This window comes from Streptococcus gwangjuense, from assembly GCF_003627155.1.
In the GTDB taxonomy this organism is placed as follows: domain Bacteria; phylum Bacillota; class Bacilli; order Lactobacillales; family Streptococcaceae; genus Streptococcus; species Streptococcus gwangjuensis.
In genome coordinates, this window is the sequence record NZ_CP032621.1 from 1045167 (window position 1) to 1065579 (window position 20413).

The 20413-nt window shown below is 39.4% G+C and carries 21 protein-coding genes; all 21 read right to left on the minus strand.

Annotation, left to right across the window (positions count from 1 at the left end; genetic code table 11):
- Positions 1-69: 69 nt before the first annotated feature.
- A complete protein-coding gene (locus D7D53_RS05200; protein WP_120770336.1) occupies positions 70-885 on the minus strand; it encodes a LicD family protein in 816 nt (271 codons plus the stop codon).
- A 1-nt stretch (position 886) separates the two neighbouring features.
- Positions 887-1690 carry a LicD family protein gene (locus tag D7D53_RS05205; protein ID WP_120770337.1) on the minus strand — a complete coding sequence of 268 codons (804 nt, stop codon included), beginning with the start codon at positions 1688-1690 and terminating at the stop codon, positions 887-889.
- A gap of 9 nt (positions 1691-1699) precedes the next feature.
- Entirely contained in the window at positions 1700-3187 is a 1488-nt protein-coding gene (gene tacF, locus D7D53_RS05210) for a type IV teichoic acid flippase TacF (protein WP_120770338.1), read from the minus strand.
- A gap of 523 nt (positions 3188-3710) precedes the next feature.
- The gene (gene tarQ, locus D7D53_RS05215; protein WP_120770339.1) at positions 3711-4745 is read right to left on the minus strand and encodes a teichoic acid biosynthesis protein TarQ; all 1035 of its coding nucleotides are present in this window, start codon (positions 4743-4745) and stop codon (positions 3711-3713) included.
- Positions 4738-6207: an O-antigen polysaccharide polymerase Wzy family protein gene (locus tag D7D53_RS05220; protein WP_120770340.1), complete on the minus strand. Its 1470-nt coding sequence runs from the start codon at positions 6205-6207 to the stop codon at positions 4738-4740. The genes tarQ and D7D53_RS05220 overlap by 8 nt, the downstream gene beginning before the upstream one ends.
- A gap of 15 nt (positions 6208-6222) precedes the next feature.
- Positions 6223-7209, minus strand: coding sequence for a glycosyltransferase family 2 protein (locus D7D53_RS05225; RefSeq protein ID WP_120770341.1), 987 nt, complete (start codon positions 7207-7209; stop codon positions 6223-6225).
- A gap of 1 nt (position 7210) precedes the next feature.
- Entirely contained in the window at positions 7211-8314 is a 1104-nt protein-coding gene (locus tag D7D53_RS05230) for a glycosyltransferase (RefSeq protein ID WP_120770342.1), read from the minus strand.
- Positions 8304-9149: a LicD family protein gene (locus D7D53_RS05235; RefSeq protein WP_120770343.1), complete on the minus strand. Its 846-nt coding sequence runs from the start codon at positions 9147-9149 to the stop codon at positions 8304-8306. Before D7D53_RS05235 ends, D7D53_RS05230 begins: the two co-directional genes overlap by 11 nt.
- A gap of 127 nt (positions 9150-9276) precedes the next feature.
- A complete protein-coding gene (locus D7D53_RS05240) occupies positions 9277-10587 on the minus strand; it encodes an LCP family protein (protein ID WP_120770344.1) in 1311 nt (436 codons plus the stop codon).
- The gene (gene pheA, locus D7D53_RS05245; protein ID WP_120770345.1) at positions 10584-11432 is read right to left on the minus strand and encodes a prephenate dehydratase; all 849 of its coding nucleotides are present in this window, start codon (positions 11430-11432) and stop codon (positions 10584-10586) included. The genes D7D53_RS05240 and pheA overlap by 4 nt, the downstream gene beginning before the upstream one ends.
- The gene (locus D7D53_RS05250; protein WP_120770346.1) at positions 11429-11905 is read right to left on the minus strand and encodes a shikimate kinase; all 477 of its coding nucleotides are present in this window, start codon (positions 11903-11905) and stop codon (positions 11429-11431) included. Before D7D53_RS05250 ends, pheA begins: the two co-directional genes overlap by 4 nt.
- Positions 11898-13181 (minus strand): 3-phosphoshikimate 1-carboxyvinyltransferase, encoded by a 1284-nt coding sequence (aroA, locus tag D7D53_RS05255; RefSeq protein ID WP_120770347.1) that lies wholly within the window; start codon positions 13179-13181, stop codon positions 11898-11900. The genes D7D53_RS05250 and aroA overlap by 8 nt, the downstream gene beginning before the upstream one ends.
- Positions 13182-13272: 91 nt before the next feature.
- Positions 13273-13611: a YlbF/YmcA family competence regulator gene (locus tag D7D53_RS05260; protein ID WP_120770348.1), complete on the minus strand. Its 339-nt coding sequence runs from the start codon at positions 13609-13611 to the stop codon at positions 13273-13275.
- A 53-nt stretch (positions 13612-13664) separates the two neighbouring features.
- A complete protein-coding gene (locus D7D53_RS05265) occupies positions 13665-13952 on the minus strand; it encodes a hypothetical protein (RefSeq protein ID WP_120770349.1) in 288 nt (95 codons plus the stop codon).
- Positions 13953-14096: 144 nt separating this feature from the next.
- Positions 14097-14246 carry a hypothetical protein gene (locus D7D53_RS10005; RefSeq protein WP_001124153.1) on the minus strand — a complete coding sequence of 50 codons (150 nt, stop codon included), beginning with the start codon at positions 14244-14246 and terminating at the stop codon, positions 14097-14099.
- Between the two features lie 10 nt (positions 14247-14256).
- Positions 14257-15360 carry a prephenate dehydrogenase gene (locus tag D7D53_RS05270; protein ID WP_120770350.1) on the minus strand — a complete coding sequence of 368 codons (1104 nt, stop codon included), beginning with the start codon at positions 15358-15360 and terminating at the stop codon, positions 14257-14259.
- 9 nt (positions 15361-15369) lie between these two features.
- Complete coding sequence (aroC, locus tag D7D53_RS05275) at positions 15370-16536, minus strand: chorismate synthase (RefSeq protein WP_120770351.1); 1167 nt, start codon at positions 16534-16536, stop codon at positions 15370-15372.
- Between the two features lie 9 nt (positions 16537-16545).
- Positions 16546-17613 carry a 3-dehydroquinate synthase gene (aroB, locus tag D7D53_RS05280; RefSeq protein ID WP_120770352.1) on the minus strand — a complete coding sequence of 356 codons (1068 nt, stop codon included), beginning with the start codon at positions 17611-17613 and terminating at the stop codon, positions 16546-16548.
- A gap of 18 nt (positions 17614-17631) precedes the next feature.
- Positions 17632-18486, minus strand: a complete 855-nt coding sequence (locus D7D53_RS05285) for a shikimate dehydrogenase (RefSeq protein WP_120770353.1) — start codon at positions 18484-18486, stop codon at positions 17632-17634.
- Positions 18476-19153: a type I 3-dehydroquinate dehydratase gene (gene aroD / locus D7D53_RS05290; RefSeq protein WP_120770354.1), complete on the minus strand. Its 678-nt coding sequence runs from the start codon at positions 19151-19153 to the stop codon at positions 18476-18478. The genes D7D53_RS05285 and aroD overlap by 11 nt, the downstream gene beginning before the upstream one ends.
- Complete coding sequence (locus D7D53_RS05295; RefSeq protein ID WP_162927875.1) at positions 19150-20313, minus strand: class I SAM-dependent rRNA methyltransferase; 1164 nt, start codon at positions 20311-20313, stop codon at positions 19150-19152. The genes aroD and D7D53_RS05295 overlap by 4 nt, the downstream gene beginning before the upstream one ends.
- Positions 20314-20413: the final 100 nt, after the last annotated feature.

Here is a 20413-nt window from a genome sequence, read left to right on the forward strand (position 1 = left end):
TATATGAATTGTACTGTCCTGATTTTCCAAAATAAACAACCAAAAGATTCGCTCTCTTATAAGCCTGTGCTACTTCTCTATCTTGCGATAAGCTCTAATACTATGACTATACCATTCTTGCATTTCCTTTGATGGTGGTGTCATATAATCCCCATACATCTGGGTTAAAAAGACATCATAATTTTTAGGAATTGGTAACATTCTTCCCTCAAACTCTGTTAAGATTAACTCTTTGAAAGTATTTATTTGGAAAACACCCTTCATTCCCTCTTTATCAACTCCAACCATTCCCTCATATTTCGGCTGTTCTACAACACTATTCTTAACTAACTTATCTATTTTCTTATAGAAGTATCTCGGATTGACAAATCGGAGAGCGTACCAGCTACATAATCTAAGAAAATCTTTTAATTTGCTGTCACCGTGAACTGCGCGTGATTTTTTGATATAAGCTAGTTGACGAAGGGCCACATACTTATAACTCTTGTCGACAATGCTCAAATCTGTAAATCGATCAATTGGAAAGACGTCGATAAAGAGACTGGTGTCATGACGTTTGTACTTAACATGGTCTTCGATAACGGTAGAAGTATCTAAAATCGATGCAAAATTATGGAAGTACCAAGAAGAGGTGTCATAAGAAAGAACCTTATAGCGAGGATGATCTTCTTCCTCAATAATCTTCAGTAAACGCTCATAATCTTCACGATAGAGAGAAATATCAATATCATCATCCCATGGAATCATACCTTTGTGGCGGATAGCTCCAAGCATGGTTCCATAACTTAGAAAATAAGGAATATCATGTTTCTTACAAGTTTCATCAATATAGTCTAGCAGGGCTAGTTGAATTTCTTTAATTTCTTCTTTTTCTAAATATTGCATCCTAATCCTCCAATTTATAAGCGTGAAATTCATGACTGTAGAAGCGTTTTTCTTCTGGTGGTAGTGTCATATAATCTCCATAAAATTGTGTCAAAATAGTATCAAATTTTTCAGGTGCTGGAAGGCTTAAATTTTCAAAGGGTAAATCAATTGTTTTATCAAAGGTAGCACTTGGAAAGACTTCCTTTTCCTTAAATTTAGAAGGGATAAAAGCCATGTACTGCCCATTCTTACGACTATATTTTTGAATTTCTTTCTCGATTTTATGTGCGAAATAACGAGGAGAAACAGGGCGAAGGAGCAACCAAAAGGCTGTTCGTATCCAATCTTTTATAATGCTATCTTTATAGACAATATTTTTCTGTTTACTGAAAGACAGAAGTTTGAAGCTTTCTAGTTTATAACAAGTATCAATGACCTTAGGATCATCAAAGCGATCCATAGGGAAAATATCGATAAAAACACCAGAATCATAGGTTTTTGTATTTCGAGTATCGATTATTTTAGTCGTACTGTCGGTTATTTTGATAAAGTTGTTAAAGTAGTTCTTATCAGTTTCTAAGGAAAGGAGCTTATATTTGCTTTTTTCCTTTTGAAAAATGTTTATAAATCGTTGGTAGTCTTCTCGAGGCATGGACAGATCAATATCGTCGTCCCAAGGAATAAAGCCCTCATGTCGAACCGCCCCAATCAGAGTACCGTAGTTAATAATATAGTTGATATTGTGCTTTTTGCAGAGAGTATCAATATAATCCAAAATTTCTAATTCAATTTGTTTGGCATCTTCAATGCTAAGTTGTTTCATTTTAAACTCCTAAGATTTTTTGAATTTATTTTTTAAGGCTAGGACATGGTTTAAAAATTCATAGAAAATGCTATCTTTGGTGAAGACAAGTAGTCCAATATAAGAGATGGCTGATAGCAAGACAATCAAACCAGTATTAATCAAAAATGGCAAATTAATGACCATATCCACAGGATACAAGAAATTAATAAGGAAGTAGATTCCTACAAAGGAAAGTGAAAAGAGCGAGTATCGAACGGTATAGCTAAAGATATGTCCTAAGTGGATGAGCTGTTTTCTATGGATGAAAATGATATAGAAAACAAGTAGAGAGGCCTCTGATAGCATAGTTGTCAGTAAGTAGTATTCAGGAGCCACGATGTGGTTAAAAAAGAGGAGACTATTTAAGCCCAAATTGAGTAATCCTGCAAAGACTGTATAGACTGTGATTCGTTTTTCATAGCCATTTGTAAAGAGAATTTGAGAACCAAGAATGGTATCCAGTGCCAGGATAATCGTACGAAAAGCGAAGAGAGAGGTTAAGATACCGCCTCCGATATATTTTTCACTACCATAAAGTAGGATAGCATTTGGTCCTAAAACCATGAGTCCGAAACTGAGTGGAATGATAAAGAAGTTAAAGATTCGACTTCCTCTGTTAACCAGAGAAACATAGGCTTCTTTGTCTCCTTTACCCAAATAGTAACTGAGACGAGGTACACTCACTCCGATAGCTCCTGTTACAACCCCAGCTATAACGGTCACAATTCGCTGAGCCATGGTATAGTAACTAACGTTGACATCAATCCCTGTTTTAACGAGGAAGAGACGATCCAAAAAAGTAAAGAGCATATTGGCATTGGCAAAGACTAACATGGCTGTTAGAGGGAGAAAGAGCGGTTTAAAATCACTTATGTGAATCTTAACAAGCTTAATGTCTCTTTTAATCCAAAAATAACTAATCAGATAGTTAATCAATGTCGATAAACTCATTACAAGTGTATAGACAACAATATCGTGTTCATTTTTGACAAACAGGAAAATAGAGACCAGCATCAGGATACGGATGAAGGCAGTCTTGTAAAAGAGAAAACTGTAATTTTCCAGAGCTTCATTGACCCACTCGATTGAAAAAATCTGGGCAATGAGTTGAATCCCCATAACAAGGTAGACTTTTTTGACGATTGGATTATCTGTAAAGAAGAGAGGATAGGCTAGGATATAGACAGCGGTGGTCAAAATCGTACAAGCTATGCACAAATAAAAAAGACTAGAGAAGGTTCTATTCAGATCTTTTTTGTTATCCTTGACATTACTGATGGCCCGTAAACCGTAGTTATAGACCCCATAAGTCGCAAAGGGTAAGAAAAATGACAAAATTGTGTCGACAGAGTTGAAGTAACCATAGTCAGTACGGTCCAAGACACGCGCGACATAGGTTCCAGTTAGGATGGGAAAAATAATATTTAAGACACGAATTCCCATATAAGATAGAGCATTTAATTTTATACTTTTCATTCAATTTACCTCGTTTTTCATTATATCATAAAGTTAGCTAAAATAAGCCTTTTGTTTTTAACAACTAGTTTTTACTTATTCTTGACCATTTTTAGAACTCAAATCCCTCAATATTTAAGATTAAAAACTAACTTTTTGAGCGTTTCAAATAAAATTTATTGGACTTGAATCAAGGCAAACTATATCATAAAAAACAAATAACTCCAGTTGGGATTGACAATACAAAATTGTCAGAGACTTAATTATTTAGTTGCAGTATGATTGTTGTAAAAAAATTGAATGTTAATGATTGATATCTATCATAGAAGTCTTTTCAATTAGCTTCTTACCATTCTTTTGGTTAAAAATATATCGGATTTGTTAATTTTTCTTTACTAAAGAAGTCTTAGTGACTACCCGATTTTCAAGCAAGACAACAAAATAGGCTCCATAATATATATAGGGGATTTACCCGCTACAAACATTATAGGGCCTCAAAAGCAAACCTCTTGTCCAACTTTTAATACATAATATATCAGAATGCTTATAATTTAAAGGTTGCTACACCGAGGATAGAACGATTTAAGTTTCGAAGAATTTGAAGACTTTGCTCAAATTTCTTATAACGAGTTACTCCGTATTCTTCAACAAGAAGGACTGTATCTCTTTCTAAAAGAGATGGTACGTCCTGTAAATCTACAAAATGAATTCCTTTTAAAACCTCTTGATTTTGTTTCAATTTATCTAGGATAGCTTTATTTGAGCTAACGATAGTCAACTCTTGACCAGAGTTTTTGTATGACAAGACATCTGCTAGATTAGCCATTGTTGTAATCTCTGTCACAAAATCAATTTGATATTGAGAAAAATCACTTGCTCTATTGATTGTTGGGTTAAAGAGATAAACCAATACATTTCCCATCACAACCAAAATCACACAGACAACTCCAATAATTGCTAAACGAAGAATCAGATTCTTCACATTTAATCCAAGCGCTGTCTCACCGTTTGCGTTCAATTCTTTAGAGTTGATGGTTTCCAATTTTTCAATTTTCACGTTTGCATAGGTATTTTTAAATTTATCAACCAGTGCATCAATCTTTTTCTCTAACAAGTCATTGGCGTCTTTACTTGGTGTCAAAATTTTCACACCAACCCCTGCATCGTCAATCATATAATAGACGGTCAATTTTTTCCACCAATAGTCGCTTGTAGAATTTTTCAAGGTTGACTCTGTCGTATCCAATTCACTGGCAATTTTTTTCAACTCACTCGGTTCTACATCATTGAAAAGATAAGCTCCATTTAAATTCCCTTCAATTAATTTCCCATAAAAATCACTATACCCACCAATTTGATGATTCAAAATCGTTTTGGCTGAATCTTCCGGAGGTGTAATTTTATAGCTGATATAAGTTGAATAACTTGTTGTGTCTTTGACAGTGTTTTTATTCTTAACTGCTTTAATTGTAAATGGTACAGCAATGATAGCAAATAAAGTGATAAGAGCTAGAATATTTGCTTTTCGTTTTTTGTAAAGATTCGCAAATAAATCAGCTACTGAATAATGTTCAAACATGATTTTTTTCTCCTTTGTTTAGTAGATACTGGTTTTCTTTTGTAAGCATTTTTGCTACGAATATAATCACAAGAACAATTCCCCAGAATTGCATTGTAAATAAACTGAAGAAACTTTCTGAAAAGCTACTTCTTGGCATAAAGAATAGATTATTCAAGATGAGTAAAGACAAGGCAAATAGGATTGTTCTTGAGCGATAGGCTGCTTGCAACATGGCTATAAACAATACACCAAGTAAGAGACTAAGTAGAAAGACTCCTATCATACCATAGTCGGTATACAACTCCATAATATAGCTACTTCCGATACCATGTCCTTTCAAGTATTCCTTGTTCAAGACAAGATAGGATAGATTATGGGCATAACTATTACTATCAATAGCTAGTTCCACACTATTGGTTGTATGTTCAAAGGCTTTTCCTCCGAAAATGGCTCCCAAACTCCCCCTTGCAAAATAATCAATAACAGGCCCAAAAGTAAAATTGCGTAAATCTCGGTAAGGTAGGCTACTGTTAAATAGAAAACCTCGTGCCAGAACACCAAAACTAGTCCCTTGTTTATAGATAAAATCAAGCAGGATATCCCAAAATCCTGTATGGGAAACTTGGACATTATCCCGTACATAATTGAGCACTCCCATCGCCAACATGAGAATAGGAGAACCTACAAAAATCGCCAACTTTTCTTTAAACCCAATCCATTTTCCTTTTTCAGTTTGCTCCCGCATAAAGTAATAAACAAAAGCAAATAAAATACTTAAAATAAAGGGATTTCGTGTCCCGATTGCCAAATGAATGGTATTAGCTGCAATAAAGGAGACAAGCACTGCTGTAGCCTGCAATTTCTTAGGCTTGGTTGCCAGATACATACACATTGCATAGACCGTAAAGGTAGACAAAATGTAGGTAAAATAGGGCAGTTTACTTTCAAAATTTGCATAGTAGGCATAGTAGGAAGTCTGCAAGCGATACAGGAGCCGTTCAAATAACCGAATGAAATAGAAAGGATAGGTTAGAAGAAAAACTCCTAGCGATACAAAGCGCAACCGCTTGATATAAACCTCTTTTAGAGAACTTCCTATCTTGGGTACTTTAATTTGCTTCCTAGCTATAAAATAACGAGCCAGGATGCCTCCTGTCGTCAAGCCCAGAATCGAAACCATGACAACTATAAAGGCAAAACGATAGGCTATCGGATGATAGGTATCCAAAGCACCATCTCTAAAATAATCAATGGTTGGCCTTGATACCAAAAAGACAAAAATGGTTAAAAAGAAAATAAAATGAATGATATAATACTTGATATCGTTCCAACAAGCAATTAAGCTACTAACCAGTAAGAACAATAAAGTAGAAAGCAAGCTAACATTGTTATTATTAAACAAATACACAATTCCACTTACTAGCGTCAAGGCGTAGCTGACTATGGTCAAACTAAATAACAATCGTTTTCCATCAATCACTCGCTCACCCCCGTTCTAATGTAATTTTTTAGATTTTTCAATATTTTTCAGCAATAAGAATCGGTATAAGGAAATATTTAGGAATAGAGCCAAAGCACTAATTCTTCTGCCCTTACGGAAAATAGGATTCCTAGCAATAGCAATGGCATGGCCTTTTAAAAAACGATGAATCTGGGAATAGGCTTCAAACTGTTTATACTGATCATCTAGCAACATCTTATCCAGAATAAAGAAGTGGGCATAAGCCAGTCTAAAGAAAGCAACCTCTTTCAAGTCAGGATAGTTTTTCATAACTTCATTATAAAACTTTTGATAGATATCAATATAGGCTAAATCCTTCTCTGCATAAGGCTTAGTTGTAATACTATCCCCTCTATGGAAATAGTAATAATAGGGTTTAGTATTAACCACATACTTCTTAGCCAACTTGATTAAATCAAAATGATAATAGGCATCTTCGTATATTAATCCCTTAGGAAAGGATAGGGCAGTTGCAATTTCTTTCTTGATTAGCTTATTGCAAATCGTTCCAGGAATTTTTTCACCTATGAGGTATTCCCTTAAAAATGTTTGGGAATCACAGACAAAATAGTCATCCTGATTAGCTGACTGCGGGCTCTCATCATTAGCATAGACATTCATGACACCACAGCTCGAAACATCCGCATCTTCTTGAATTAATTGCTCATATAAACTCTGAATCATTTCTGGATGGATATAATCATCCGAGTCAATAAAAATCAGATAATCTCCGTGAGCCTGCTTCATTCCATCATTTCGTGCTTGCGACAAGCCTTCGTTCTTTTTATGAAGTACTGACACCCTATCATCTTGTTCAGCGATTGCATCACACAAGCGACCACTTTCATCTGTTGCACCATCATCAACAAGAATAATTTCCAGATTTTGATAGGTCTGCTTCTGAATGGAAGCTATCGATTTTTCTAGGTACTGCGCCACATTATAGACTGGCACAATGACACTAATTAATGCAGTTTCCATGCTACTCCTCTAATAGTTTTTCTACTTGTTCGATTTGTTTGGCAATTGTGAATTGTTGAATGAATTGGCTAGCCTCATTAACATCGAAGTTTGAGGCAGAGGTCATGTAGTTCGTAATTGCCTGAGCTGCCTTTTGATTGCTCTCAATGATTTGTCCAAATCGTCCTTCTTGGGATAATTCCTCAGCCCCTCCGACATCGGTAGAGACAAAAGGAAGTCCCAGACTCAAGGCTTCCACATACACTCCAGGAAAACCTTCTTGTTTAGACATAGACAAGAGAACTTTCATCTGAGACAAATACTGGTATGGATTTTTTTGATAACCAAGGAAATGTACATAGTCTTCAAGCTCATATTCTTTGACGCGTTTTTTCAGTTCCTCTTCCATATCACCAGCCCCGATAAAATAGAGATGATAGTTTTTTCCCTCTTGGTGTAATAACCTCATCACTTCCACCACGCGGTCAGAACCCTTATTTTCCTCAATCCGTCCAATAGTACAGATACTTTGAGGCGCAATCTCGATATTTATCTTCTCTTGAGATTTTTCTAGAATACTCTGAAAATCATATCCATTGTAGACCGTCTGTAATTTCGAAGCATAGTCTGGATAGACTTCCTTGATAGAATTGCTGGTTTTATTCGAAATTCCTACAATGGTATCCGCAGCATCCAACTGGCGTCTATGTGATTCTCTTTTGGAGCTATCCTTAAGAAATTCTTCGATACTTCCATGAATCCAAGAGATTTTCTTGACTTCTTTTCTTTTAGAAAACAAAAGTGGAGGATTCATAATGGTAAAAGAAACTTCAACGTCATAGTCATCTTTTACAAGCAAGCGACGAGTCAGTCTTGGAAAATAAATTCTCATTCTCCACAAAAGTGCTCGTAGCCATCTGGCTTGGCGATAATCTTGAAAGGATTTTAAAATGCCTATATGCTTGGGCACAGATTCGTACCCCTTGTCAAAATGCTCCATTTCAAGAATATCAATATCATACTTTTCTGGATCCAGATTTGAAACAATTGTCGACAGAATCTTCTCTGCTCCACCCCCGAGAGAAAAAGACCACATAAAAAATAATATTTTTTTCTTAGCCACCATATTCTCCCTTGTACTCTGTGTAGCTCTTGTCCATATCTGCTATAATGGCGTCATGATGCGGTACTTGCTTGTCCGCTGGTGGAGGTGTCATGTAGTCTCCAAAAGCAGTGCTGAGATAGGCATCATAGCCGATTGGAATGGGCATCTCTGTCTCTTCAAATGGCAAGAAAAGATTATCCTCAAAAGATTCGATTAGGTACTTGTTTCTCATGTAACCAGGACCCGAGCATAATTCCGTGATTCCATCGCTCTCAGCTAGACTATACTTGGTCATTTCTTTTTCAGCTTTTTTCCAAATGCGATAACGTAGAGATTTTGGAGTCAGGCCGAGTAAGATGCGACTTCCCCATTTCATGATGGCACCATGCTTTTCTGGAATAGTTTGCGCACAAAAAAGAGAATACATCAAGGCCCAGTGAACCTGCTTTTTCCGCTCAGCTGGATTTTTAGGATAATAATCCAAAGGCAAAACATCCAACGCCAGACCATGTGGCAAATCCAAATCCTGCTGATAAGGTTTGATACAGGTGGTTTCCTTGTCACGAATGGTAATAAAAAGATTGCGGTCGACAAAATCCTTGTTACTCTTTGACAAGAAATAACGTTCATCTGCATAACGAGGCCATAATTCTGCCAATTTTTCATAATCCTTACGGGGCATAAAAAAATCTAAATCATCATCCCAAGGAATAAAACCCTTGTTTCGAAGGGCACCAATAGCACCTCCACCACAAAGATAACAAAGCAAATCATGTTCTTTACAAAAAGCCACAAAATATTCAGCCATCTCCAGACTTCGAGCCTGAATTGCTTTTAAATCAGTCATATTGTTCATTATTCTTTCTATCGTATCGTTCCATTATACCACAAATAAGGGATGAAAATCTATTGCAGACTGTAAAAAAATCAAAGCTTGACTGCTGGATAAATAGCCTTCAAACCTTGATTTTTCCTGTATTAGTTTATCTCATCCTCATCTGAGATAGTTTAGTTTGATATTTATTTTGGTCTACTAAGAGTGCCTGTCCTCCATAGACATCATAGGCATCGACCCAATCACCTAGTTCTGGAACTGTTAATCTCTCAATGCCATTTTGCGCTCCATCTAGGAAGGATAAACCATTGGTCAGTAGGAAACTATAAGGAACATTCGTAGAGGTCATCCCAAAGACCTTACCAAGTGCTTCTGATCCAGTAAAGAGTTTGGTTGGATCCTTGAGTTGTTGCAGAACAGCTGTCAATACTTGCTGTTGTCTCTTGGTACGACCATAATCCCCTTCATCATCATCACGGAAGCGAGCATAATTTAGCAAGGTTGAACCGTTCATCTGCTGTTTCCCAACTTTGATCGTCTGGGTTGGAGACTCTGTCTCTGTAGCATGCAAGTCATCTCCCACCGTAGCTTCGGTTAAAGGTTGACCTTCTAAGGTTGAGAATTTGGCATCAATCGTCACCCCATCAGGGAAGAGAGTATCAATAGCGGTTGCGAAGGCCTGGAAATCAACCAAGGCATAATACTTAATATCCAAGTCAAAATTGTCTTTTAGGACTTTTCGGACCATTTCAGCCCCTTTTTGGCCTTCTTGTTCCCCTAGTTCATAGGCCACATTTAACTTATTATCAGACTGCTTTCTACCGTTAATGACTTGGCTATAACCATCTATATAAACCAAATTGTCACGCATAAAGCTGACCAGCTTAATTTTCTTATCTGAGCCTCCAACATTTAATACCATAATAGAGTCTGTTCTCGTCTCAGCACTATTTTGGCCGATCCGTCCATCCGTCCCCATAATCAAAATATTAACTCCATCCTTGGTATCTTGACCATGAAAAACTTCTACTTGAGCCGCCTTAGCATTGGCAGGTTTATTTGGATCCGCATTTGAATAGCCTTTTAGGAACATAAAAATCATGCCAAAACCGACACAGGCTAGAAGGGCAAGCAGTCCAGCAAAAATGCGCCCCCAACGAATCTTGCGTTTTTTGGACTTAACCTTTGGAAGAGAATGACTTTTCTGATATTTTTTTGCACGACTACGGCTACCATAGGATGGAAGAGGAGACTGATTGATTGGTTCCATGAAGGACTCTTCCAAATCGTGATTTTCATTATAAATTTCTGGAGAAACTTCACTACCACTAGCCATATTTAACTTACCTTGCAAGTAAGCAAACTCTTTTTTCTCTCGCTCATTGAGGTAATGAATGTTCTTAAAGAGATAGTCATAACGCAACTGCTCGTGATGGCTTAAAGGATTTTCTTTGCTCATCTTCTCTCCTTTCCATGGTCTGATATTGGATAAATGGGATAGGCGCCCAGTACTTTATACTGGATTCCAATCGCTTCTAATTCTTTTTGGGCAAAGTGGACCAAGGCCTTATCGGCATAGTCCACATCAATAATGAAAAAGTATTCTCCCAGTGCTGTCTTGAGTGGACGACTTTCAATTTTTGTCAGGTCAATCCCTCTCCAAGCAAAGGTCGAAAGTGCCTTGTAAAGTGCACCTGGAAGGTTGTCCGGTAAGGTCAAGGCCAAACTCATTTTCTCAGTTTGTGATTTCAAGGGAATAGAAGGCATTTCAGCTCCCAAAACCCAGAAACGTGTGAAATTGGCTTCCATTTCCTGAATATCCTCGGCAATCAGTTCTAAACCATATTCTTCAGCAGAACTTCTTGGTGCAATGGCTGCATAAGGCTGGTCTGGATGTTCGGAAATAAAACGGGCCGCATAGGCTGTACTAGCTGTTACCTCGATTTGGGCCTCTGGATATTGTTCATCGATGAATTTCTTTCCTTGAGCCAAGGCCTGTGGATGTGAAAAAATCTTTTCAATCTTAGTGTGACCTGGAACCACCATCAACTGCTGATGAATAGGCTGAACGATTTCTGCTACTGCTTGGATACGAGCCTGATGAAAAAGGTAGTCCAAAGTTTCATGAACACTACCCTCGATAGAATTTTCAACTGGCACCACAGAATAGTCCACCAAGCCTTGCTCATAGGCCTTGATGACATCTGTAATGTTGGCAAAGGCCTGCAATTCCTCATGAGGAAAAGCTGTCTGCACAACGTGGTGTGAAAATGATCCCTTGGGACCTAGATAAGCAATTTTCATCTCAGTTCCTCTATAATTTCCTCTGGGCTTAGCTTGGTCACATCCAAAACCCGACTGGCAACTTCCTCATACCAAACCTGTCTTTCTTGGAAAATAGCTGCAAGTTCTTCCTTGCTATTATTTAGAAAAAGCGGGCGCTGATTGTCCTTATCAGCTGCTATGCGTTGGTAGAGGGTTTCAAAATCAGCTTTTAGGTAGATATTATCAGAATTGGTCTTTAGTAAGTTGCGATTTCTCTGAGAAATAACCACGCCTCCACCAGTTGACACAACTTGATCTCTTTGTAGTAAATCAGCTAGGACTTCAGACTCTATCTGACGAAAAGATTTTTCTCCCTTTTCAGCAAAAAATTCCGCAATGGACATACCGAGGCGTTTCTCAATCAAGGCATCCATATCAAGGTAATTAGAGTCCAATCCTCTTGCAATAGTCGATTTGCCAGCTCCCATAAATCCTAGTAATACCTTAGCCATGAATCAAGTTCTCCAAATCATCAAAGAAGCTAGGATAGCTGGTATTGATGGCTTCTGCACGATCAAGCTCCACTTCACCATCTGCAACCAAGAGGGCTGCGATAGCCGTCATCATGCCGATACGATGGTCTCCAAAAGTATTGACTCTAGCACCGTGAAGGGCTGATTTTCCTTTGATAATCATTCCATCTGCTGTAGGTGTGATATCCGCACCCATGCTATTTAAAGCGTCTGCCACAACCTGAATGCGGTCTGTTTCCTTGACCTTAAGTTCCTCAGCATCCTTAATAACTGTTACACCTTGAGCTTGGGTCGCAAGTAGGGCAATAATGGGCAATTCATCAATCAAGCGTGGAATCAAAGCGCCACCAATTTCTATTCCTTTCAAGTCAGAAGACTCAACAGTCAAGGTTGCAGATTTAGCGACTGGGTCAATTTCAGTAACTTCTAATTTTCCACCCATGGCGCGAATGACATCAATGATACCTGTACGCGTTTCGTTGATGCCCACATTCTTAAGCACCACACGAGAATTTGGAACAATCAAACCTGCGACTAACCAAAAGGCTGCACTGGAAATATCTCCTGGAACAACCACCTTTTGTCCTGTCAATTTTTGCGGTCCTTGGACTGTGATTTTCTTGCCATCCACACTTAAATGACCACCAAATTGTTGCAGCATATCTTCAGTATGATTACGGGTGCACTCTTTTTCGATAATTACAGACTCCCCTTGGGCCTGCAAGGCTGCAAAAATCAAGGCTGACTTGACTTGAGCAGAGGCAATTGGCAATTCATACTGAATAGGTCTTAGGTTTTTTGTCCCTTTTAAATGAAGGGGAGGCAGGTCTCGCTCAATTTGCCCTGAAATGCTGACACCCATTTTTTTCAATGGAATCGTCACACGGTCCATAGGACGTTTGGAAAGACTGTCATCTCCAAACATTTCTACTTCAAAGTCTGCACCAGCAAGAACGCCTGAAATCAGGCGAATCGAGGTTCCAGAATTTCCCATATCCAAAGCATTTTGGGGCACTTTTAATCCTTCCATACCTACACCTTGAATAGTAATCACATCGTCTTTATCCTCAATCTCAACACCAAGGTCACGAAAGACTTGCATGGTCGAAAGGACGTCTTCGCCACGTAATATATCATAAACCTTGGTCTCACCCTCAGCCAAACTTCCAAAGATAATGGAACGATGGCTAATAGACTTGTCACCTGGAACTCGGATACTGCCGTGTAAGTGGCTAATGTTTGTTTTTAGTTTCATACTGGACCTCATACTTGCAATACTTTTACTTATTTTATCATAAAAAGCCAGAAATTCCTTAAAAATTTCTGACTTTATGATAGTTATTTTCTTATTTTAGCAATTCTGAAACTGGTTCAAAAACAATTTTTTCAATGTCAGAAAGGTAAATTGCCAATTGTTGTTGCTTGGTAAAGAATTCTGACAAGAGGCTGTTCCCCTGAATCTGCTTGCCAAAACCTTCCATCTTCGCTTGGAAGGAAGCGTCTGGCATTTGACCTGTCTGGGCGAATCTTTGAATTTCCTCTTGGAAGGCAAGATATTCTGTAAAAATTTTGCTCGCCTCAGCATCTGCTGAAATCGCATCTTTAGCTGCTTTGACAGCCTTGTATTCTGGTAATTCGCGAAGACCGCGACTAAGTTCGTTTGCACTATCGTAAATATTTGACATGATTTTCTCCTTTTTCATTTCTTTTAAAATTACTAGTCACTCTGTGGTCTTTATTATTGTGCAATCACTTTTATATGACCTCTTGAATGTCCATTGCTTAATTCCTTATCTGGTATATACTCTATCTTCAAAGAGCCTAAATTAGAATCTGTTATAGTTTCATTTGACATAAGATTATCAAAATAGTTATTTATCTCATCATCAGATAAGGATGATTCAATCGATTTAACAATATCATGAAATACTTCTTTCATTCCTGTAACACCAGATTCACTATTTTCATTTGTCTGATTAATTGTTACATTGATTTTATCAGTATCATTTGCATGTAAAAGCTCCAAATAATATCCGTAGCTTGATGCGAAATATTTTATTTTTATATTTCCTTTTTTAATATTTTCTAATGGGCTATTAGAATTTTGATTATAGCTATTAATAAAATCATTAATAATTCTATCGTCTACATACTTTGAATTATTTTTCTCTTAACTTATTTCTTTCTTGGATGGTTCATTTTTTGTCTCAACACTTGCTTCTGAAGTAGTTTTCACATCTTTTTTAACAGCGTAAGCTCTAAGTAAGATAAAAGAAATAAAGATAATACCAAATATGAATCTAGGCTCTATTTTAGGCATAATTTTCTCCTTACTTGATGACGACTGTGTAGTCGGTATTTTCTGTTATGAGATGCTCAGCTCTTTCTAAGTCTTGAGCGTTTTTAAATGAAATTTGTAGGATCCCGTGAATATCTTCACGGTTTTCCTCATTGATGTGAATATTAACCAAGGAAGTTCCACGTAGTAGTTCCAAAATCCTCAAGATGACGTTTTCTTCATCGGGAACGTCAACATAGAGGTCATAAGAGCTATCCACACCACCACGCTTATGGATTTCCATAGCCTGACGTTGCTCACGCGCTTGATTGAAAAAATTCCAGATTCGCTCTTCATCTCCCTTACTGATAGCTTGTCCAACCTCATCTAAACGTTCCTTGAAATCCTCAATACGGTCTAGAATAGTCTCACGATTGGACAAGAGAATGGAGGTCCACATACCTGGCTCGCTTTCCGCAATTCGGGTCATATCTCGAAAACCACCGGCCGCAAAACGCCTTGCCATCTCATGTTCTTGAGCATAGACCGCGGTCTGTTCCATGAGACTAGAAGCCAGAATATGAGGAAAATGGCTAATCTGAGAAGTGACACGATCATGCTCCTTGGCATCAATCTCGATAAAACGAGCATGAAGACCTGAAAGCAGATCCTTCATTTCCTCAAGCGTGTCCTGACCTGTCAGACTCGAAGGTGTAAAGATATAATAGGCATTTTCAAAGAGATTGACATCCGCAGAAGCAGCCCCTGTCTTGTGACTACCAGCCATGGGATGGGCCCCGACAAAGCGAACAGATTTGCCAGTCAAATACTGCTCCGCTGCATCCACAATGGCTGACTTGGTCGAACCAGCATCTGAGATAATCACGCCTTCTTTCAAGTCCAAGTTGGCCAATTCCTTAATGAAAGCAATGGTTTGTTTGATTGGCAAGCTAAGAATAATAATATCCGCCAAAGGAGCAAAACTAGCAAAATCATCCGTTGCACGGTCAATCATGCCTTCTTTCAAGGCGATATCTCTCGAAGCTTGACTGCGATTATAACCTAAAATTTCATAATCTGGATGATCGCGTTTGATACCTAGGGCCATGGAGGCTCCAATCAATCCAAGACCTGCGATATAGACTGTTTTTGCCATAGGAACTCCTTAATAGTTCTTTGTATAGTCTCGGTGTTTGGCTACCGCTTCTCTTAATTCCTCTAGATTGTCTGATGAGAATTTTTCGAGGATTTCTTGTGCCAGAACCGTTGCCACAACGGCTTCCATAACTACACCTGCTGCTGGAAGAGCAGTCGGATCACTTCTCTCCACAGTTGCCTTGTAGGGTTCATGGGTTTCGATATCCACACTCATAAGAGGCTTATAAAGAGTAGGAATAGGCTTCATAACTCCACGAACAACGATGGGTTGCCCATTGGTCATACCACCTTCAAAGCCACCTAGATTATTGGTACGGCGGGTATAACCGTCTTCTTTAGACCAGAGAATTTCATCCATAACTTGGCTACCTTTGCGGTAACCAGCTTCAAATCCAAGACCAAATTCCACCCCTTTAAAGGCATTGATAGAGACGACAGCTTGGGCCAATCGTGCATCCAATTTTCTGTCCCATTGGACATAGGAACCAAGTCCTACTGGAACACCTCCAACGACTGTCTCGACAACTCCACCGATGGTATCACCGTCACGTTTGATTTGGTCAATATAATCCTTGATTTCCTGTTCCCGTTCTTGGTTGACAATAGAAACTTCAGACTGGGCAGCTCGTGACTTAATCTCAGCGACTGTCAGATTTTCAGGAACATCAATTTCCTTACCACCAAAGACTACGACATGGTTGGCAATCTCCATATCCAGCTCAGCCAAGAGGCGTTTGGCTACTGCCCCAACTGCCACCCGCATGGTGGTTTCACGAGCTGATGAACGCTCCAAGGAATTACGCAAATCATCAAAACGATACTTGATGCCCCCGACCAAGTCGGCGTGACCTGGACGAGGATGAGTGATTTTTCGTTTGCTTTTAAGGCGGTCTTCAATGTCCTCTGCAGACATGATATCCAGCCATTTTTGATGGTCTTTATTGATGACATCCATGGTAATGGGAGCCCCTGTCGTCTTCCCATGGCGAACACCTGAAGTAAAGATAACTTGGTCACTCTCAATCTTCATACGACCACCGCGGCCGTAGCCACCCTGACGACGTTTCAAATCCTCATTGATGTCCTCAGCTGTCAAAGGAAGTCCAGCTGGAATTCCTTCAATGATAGCCGTCAGACGGGGTCCGTGTGATTCTCCTGCAGTTAAATATCTCATACACTCTCCTTATTTTACCAAGTAGTCTTTCATCTCTTCCAGAGAAACTGGATGAATGGTCGCTGAACCAAGCTCTGGCACTAAGACCAATTTCAAGGTATTGCCACGCGCTTTCTTGTCATGAGTCAAAGCCTGATAAAGCTTGTCAACATTCCAGTTTTCATAGTCAACAGGCAAGCCAAATTTCTGACACATAGCTGTGATGGACTGGGTTATTCCAGCTGGCATGAGGCCTTTTTCCTCAGCAACCTTGGCAATCTGTACCATTCCCATGGCCACAGCCTCGCCATGCATGACCTTTCCATACCCGGCAGTCGCTTCAATAGCATGGCCAATAGTGTGGCCAAAATTGAGGTAAAGGCGAACACCATTGTCCAACTCATCCTCAACTACCATCTTACGCTTGACCTGGCAAGAATGTTCAATCAAGGTCTCAGCATGTTCCAGAATACTCTCTACAGAACCATCCAGCTCTGTCAAGAGAGCCCACAGTTCTGGATCCTCAATCAAGCCATACTTGATAACCTCACCCATCCCTTCAATCAACTCTCTTTTACCGAGCGTTTCAAGGACAAGCGGGTCAATCAGAACCCCATCTGGTTGGGCAAAGGTTCCCACCATATTTTTAGCAAATGGAGTGTTGACACCTGTCTTTCCGCCGATAGACGAATCCACCTGGGCTGTCAAACTAGTCGGAATCTGAACAAAGTGGATTCCCCTCATATAGGTGGAGGCTACAAAACCAGCCAAGTCCCCAACGACACCCCCTCCGAGAGCCACGATTCCATCGCTACGAGTCAGACCTTGCTTGACTAAAAATTCATAGACTTTCTGAACAGTTGTCAAATTTTTCCGTTCTTCACCTTCTAAAAAGTCAAAAACGGCTACCTGAAAACCAGCATCTTCTAGGCTGAGTTTGACCTTCTCCGCATAAAGAGAGGCTACATGGTTATCTGTCACAATGACTACCTTTTGTGGTTGCCAGAGTTCTCGCAACCATTGACCAGCCTGAGCCAGACAGCCTTTTTCAATTTGAATATCATAAGGATGATGAGGAATATCGATTCTGATTTTCATAGGAGAATCTCCTTTTCTTTATTGGTATTTTTCTGTTAAGGACTGCCAAATCTCTTCCGTCGGCATCTCCTTTCCTGTCCACAGTTGAAAAGCTTCTGCAGCTTGATAGAGCAACATTCCCAGACCATTGAACGCTGGATTGCCCTGACTTCTAGCCCATTTCAAAAATGGTGTTTCAAAGGGTTGGTAAATGATATCTGCTACTAAAAGAGTTTCTGATAGGACAATGTTTTCAGGAACTGGAGATGATTGACCATCCATCCCTACACTTGTCGCATTGACTAGTAAGTCCGACTCAGCAATCCTTACTTGCAGTTCAGAAACATCTTCTAAAGCATACAAGTCCACCTTAAAGCCTGTCTGCTCCTGTAACTTGTCTAGGTAAGGTCTTGTTTTTTCCATCGAAACCGAACGAACAAAAACCGAAATCTGGCTGACGCCATCCAAAATAGCTTGTGCCAGAATGGACTTGGCCGCACCACCAGCACCCAGCAGAGTCATCTTTTTACCTGTAATTGTAAAAGAAGGCAAGCTCTTAAAAAATCCCTTGCCATCTGTATTATATCCAATTAAATTGCCATTCTCATTGACAACCGTATTAACCGCACCGATCAAACGCGCTTCATCGCTCAGCTCATCCAAATAAGGAATCACCCGCTCCTTATAGGGCATGGAAAGGTTGATACCAAACATCTGGTAGCGACGAATATTGGCTACTGTTTCTGCCAAGTCAGGCTCTTCAATCTCCCAAGCCACGTAAGCACCGTTGGTAGCTGTCGCCTCAAAGGCCCTATTGTGAATAAAGGGGGAAATAGAATGTTTTATAGGATTGGCAACAACGGCAGCTAAACGTGTATAGCCATCAAGCTTCATCCAAAATCTCCCTGATTTTTTTCATGTTAGCTAGAGAAATCTGACCTGGTGCACTGGCCTCATCTAGACTAGCAAAAGACCAACTAGAACCAGTCACATCTGCAGTGATTCGAGAGACCTTACCCACCTTGCCCATAGAAATGGTCACATATTCCTGCTCAGGATTGAGGGTTTTAAAACCTCGTGTATAGTTCATCAAGTCTAGAACATCCTGCTCCGTGTGAGCCATCACCGCAACCTTAACAAGTTTTGGATTTAAGCTCGTCAACTCTGACAAGATTTCCATCATATTTTCAGGTGTTTCTTGGAAATTATGGTAACTCAAAACGAGATTTGGGAAGTCCAACATTTCCTCAAAAACGTCCTTGTAGCTGTAATACTCAAAATCAATATAGTCTGGTTGATAGAGTTGCGCCACTTCCTTGATTAGATGGATATATTCTTCTGGAGAAAGGTCGATTTCTCCCCCTTCATAGCGAGTTCTCAGCGTGAAAACCAACTCACGGCCAGCGAATTTTTCAAAAATAGCTGGAGCTACCTGCAAAATCGCTTCCTTAGGCAGATAGTCGGCACGCCATTCAATGATGTCGGCATCTAGGTACTTCGTGGCATCCAGAGCCTGAGCCTCCTCTAAACTTCTTGGCATTACTGAAACGATTAATTTCATTTACTAACCTTCATACTAATCACCTTGAGGTAATTACTACTTTCATCTTTTTTATTATAGGCAAAATCTGCTGGAAGACCGTATTTGTTTAAAATCTGGTAACTTCTTCCTGCAAAGCCTTTATCAATTTGTTCTGTAAATTTCTGACGGGAAACATTGGCAGCATTGGTACTAGCAATGATAATCCCTCCCGGATTTAAAATCTCAAGACTCTGGGAAATCAACTTGTGATAATCCTTGGCCACAGAAAATGTTTGTTTTTTGTTCCGAGCAAAGCTAGGCGGATCTAGGACAATCACATCATAGGTCAAGCCTTTTCGCTTGGCATACTTGAAATACTCAAAAACATCCATAACTATAAAACGATGGTCGTCTGTGCTGATTCCATTAGCCTGAAAATGCGCTTGAGACAATTCTCGTGAACGTTTAGCTAGGTCAACCGAAGTAGTCTGGCTTGCTCCTCCCATGGCCGCAGCCACTGAAAAGGCTGCTGTGTAGGAAAACATGTTGAGCAAGGATTTACCCATAGCCAACCCATCCACTAAACTACCGCGAACTTCATGCTGGTCTAGGAAAATCCCTGTCATCAAGCCATCGTTCATAAAGACTTGATACAGAACACCATTTTCCAAAACAGTGAAGAAGTCAGGTGCTTCTTGACCATAAACATGGGCAGATTCATAGTCCAAACCCTTAAAACGGATCTTCTCATATGCTCCTAAAACCTCAGGAAAAACCTGTCTAAAAGCTTCTGAGATAACCTTGCGAATCTGATAAACATAAGAGTTATACCAAGAAAAAGCAGCATAGTCGCCATAAAGCTCCACTGTCAGACCGCCAAAGCCATCTCCCTCTTGGTTAAAGAGACGAAAGGCAGTAGTCAAATCATCTTGATAGTAGGCACTTCTCTTTTCTTTAGCTTGTCTAAACAGTGCTTCAAAGAAAGCTTGATTGAAGGTCACCTTGTCTGTGCTCACAAACCAGCCCAAGCCCTTGTTTTGCTGAGAAAGGTAGGCAGTACCAAGAAAGTTTCCATCTTGACTATGAACTTCTACTTCCTGATCCTTGAGACTGATATTCTCAAGATCGCTGGCTTCTAGTAAAACAAGCCCCTTGGAAAGCTTTTTTTCAACCCGTTTGTTGACTCTTATTCTATTCATAGTCCCTATTATAGCAAATTTTGTGACAATTCTCAAAAAAGAAACTACCCTTGCTTTTTTACTCTAGTTTTAAAAAATGGTATACTAATACTAATAAAAA

What these genes read in the sequence shown, in the direction of transcription:
- D7D53_RS05200 (WP_120770336.1), bottom strand. Translation starts at nt 885, where the DNA reads ATGCAATATTTAGAAAAAGAAGAAATTAAAGAAATTCAACTAGCCCTG.
- D7D53_RS05205 (WP_120770337.1), bottom strand. Translation starts at nt 1,690, where the DNA reads ATGAAACAACTTAGCATTGAAGATGCCAAACAAATTGAATTAGAAATT.
- tacF (WP_120770338.1), bottom strand. Translation starts at nt 3,187, where the DNA reads ATGAAAAGTATAAAATTAAATGCTCTATCTTATATGGGAATTCGTGTC.
- tarQ (WP_120770339.1), bottom strand. Translation starts at nt 4,745, where the DNA reads ATGTTTGAACATTATTCAGTAGCTGATTTATTTGCGAATCTTTACAAA.
- D7D53_RS05225 (WP_120770341.1), bottom strand. Translation starts at nt 7,209, where the DNA reads ATGGAAACTGCATTAATTAGTGTCATTGTGCCAGTCTATAATGTGGCG.
- D7D53_RS05230 (WP_120770342.1), bottom strand. Translation starts at nt 8,314, where the DNA reads ATGGTGGCTAAGAAAAAAATATTATTTTTTATGTGGTCTTTTTCTCTC.
- D7D53_RS05235 (WP_120770343.1), bottom strand. Translation starts at nt 9,149, where the DNA reads ATGAACAATATGACTGATTTAAAAGCAATTCAGGCTCGAAGTCTGGAG.
- D7D53_RS05240 (WP_120770344.1), bottom strand. Translation starts at nt 10,587, where the DNA reads ATGAGCAAAGAAAATCCTTTAAGCCATCACGAGCAGTTGCGTTATGAC.
- pheA (WP_120770345.1), bottom strand. Translation starts at nt 11,432, where the DNA reads ATGAAAATTGCTTATCTAGGTCCCAAGGGATCATTTTCACACCACGTT.
- D7D53_RS05250 (WP_120770346.1), bottom strand. Translation starts at nt 11,905, where the DNA reads ATGGCTAAGGTATTACTAGGATTTATGGGAGCTGGCAAATCGACTATT.
- aroA (WP_120770347.1), bottom strand. Translation starts at nt 13,181, where the DNA reads ATGAAACTAAAAACAAACATTAGCCACTTACACGGCAGTATCCGAGTT.
- D7D53_RS05260 (WP_120770348.1), bottom strand. Translation starts at nt 13,611, where the DNA reads ATGTCAAATATTTACGATAGTGCAAACGAACTTAGTCGCGGTCTTCGC.
- D7D53_RS10005 (WP_001124153.1), bottom strand. Translation starts at nt 14,246, where the DNA reads ATGCCTAAAATAGAGCCTAGATTCATATTTGGTATTATCTTTATTTCT.
- D7D53_RS05270 (WP_120770350.1), bottom strand. Translation starts at nt 15,360, where the DNA reads ATGGCAAAAACAGTCTATATCGCAGGTCTTGGATTGATTGGAGCCTCC.
- aroC (WP_120770351.1), bottom strand. Translation starts at nt 16,536, where the DNA reads ATGAGATATTTAACTGCAGGAGAATCACACGGACCCCGTCTGACGGCT.
- aroB (WP_120770352.1), bottom strand. Translation starts at nt 17,613, where the DNA reads ATGAAAATCAGAATCGATATTCCTCATCATCCTTATGATATTCAAATT.
- D7D53_RS05285 (WP_120770353.1), bottom strand. Translation starts at nt 18,486, where the DNA reads ATGAAGCTTGATGGCTATACACGTTTAGCTGCCGTTGTTGCCAATCCT.
- aroD (WP_120770354.1), bottom strand. Translation starts at nt 19,153, where the DNA reads ATGAAATTAATCGTTTCAGTAATGCCAAGAAGTTTAGAGGAGGCTCAG.
- D7D53_RS05295 (WP_162927875.1), bottom strand. Translation starts at nt 20,313, where the DNA reads ATGAATAGAATAAGAGTCAACAAACGGGTTGAAAAAAAGCTTTCCAAG.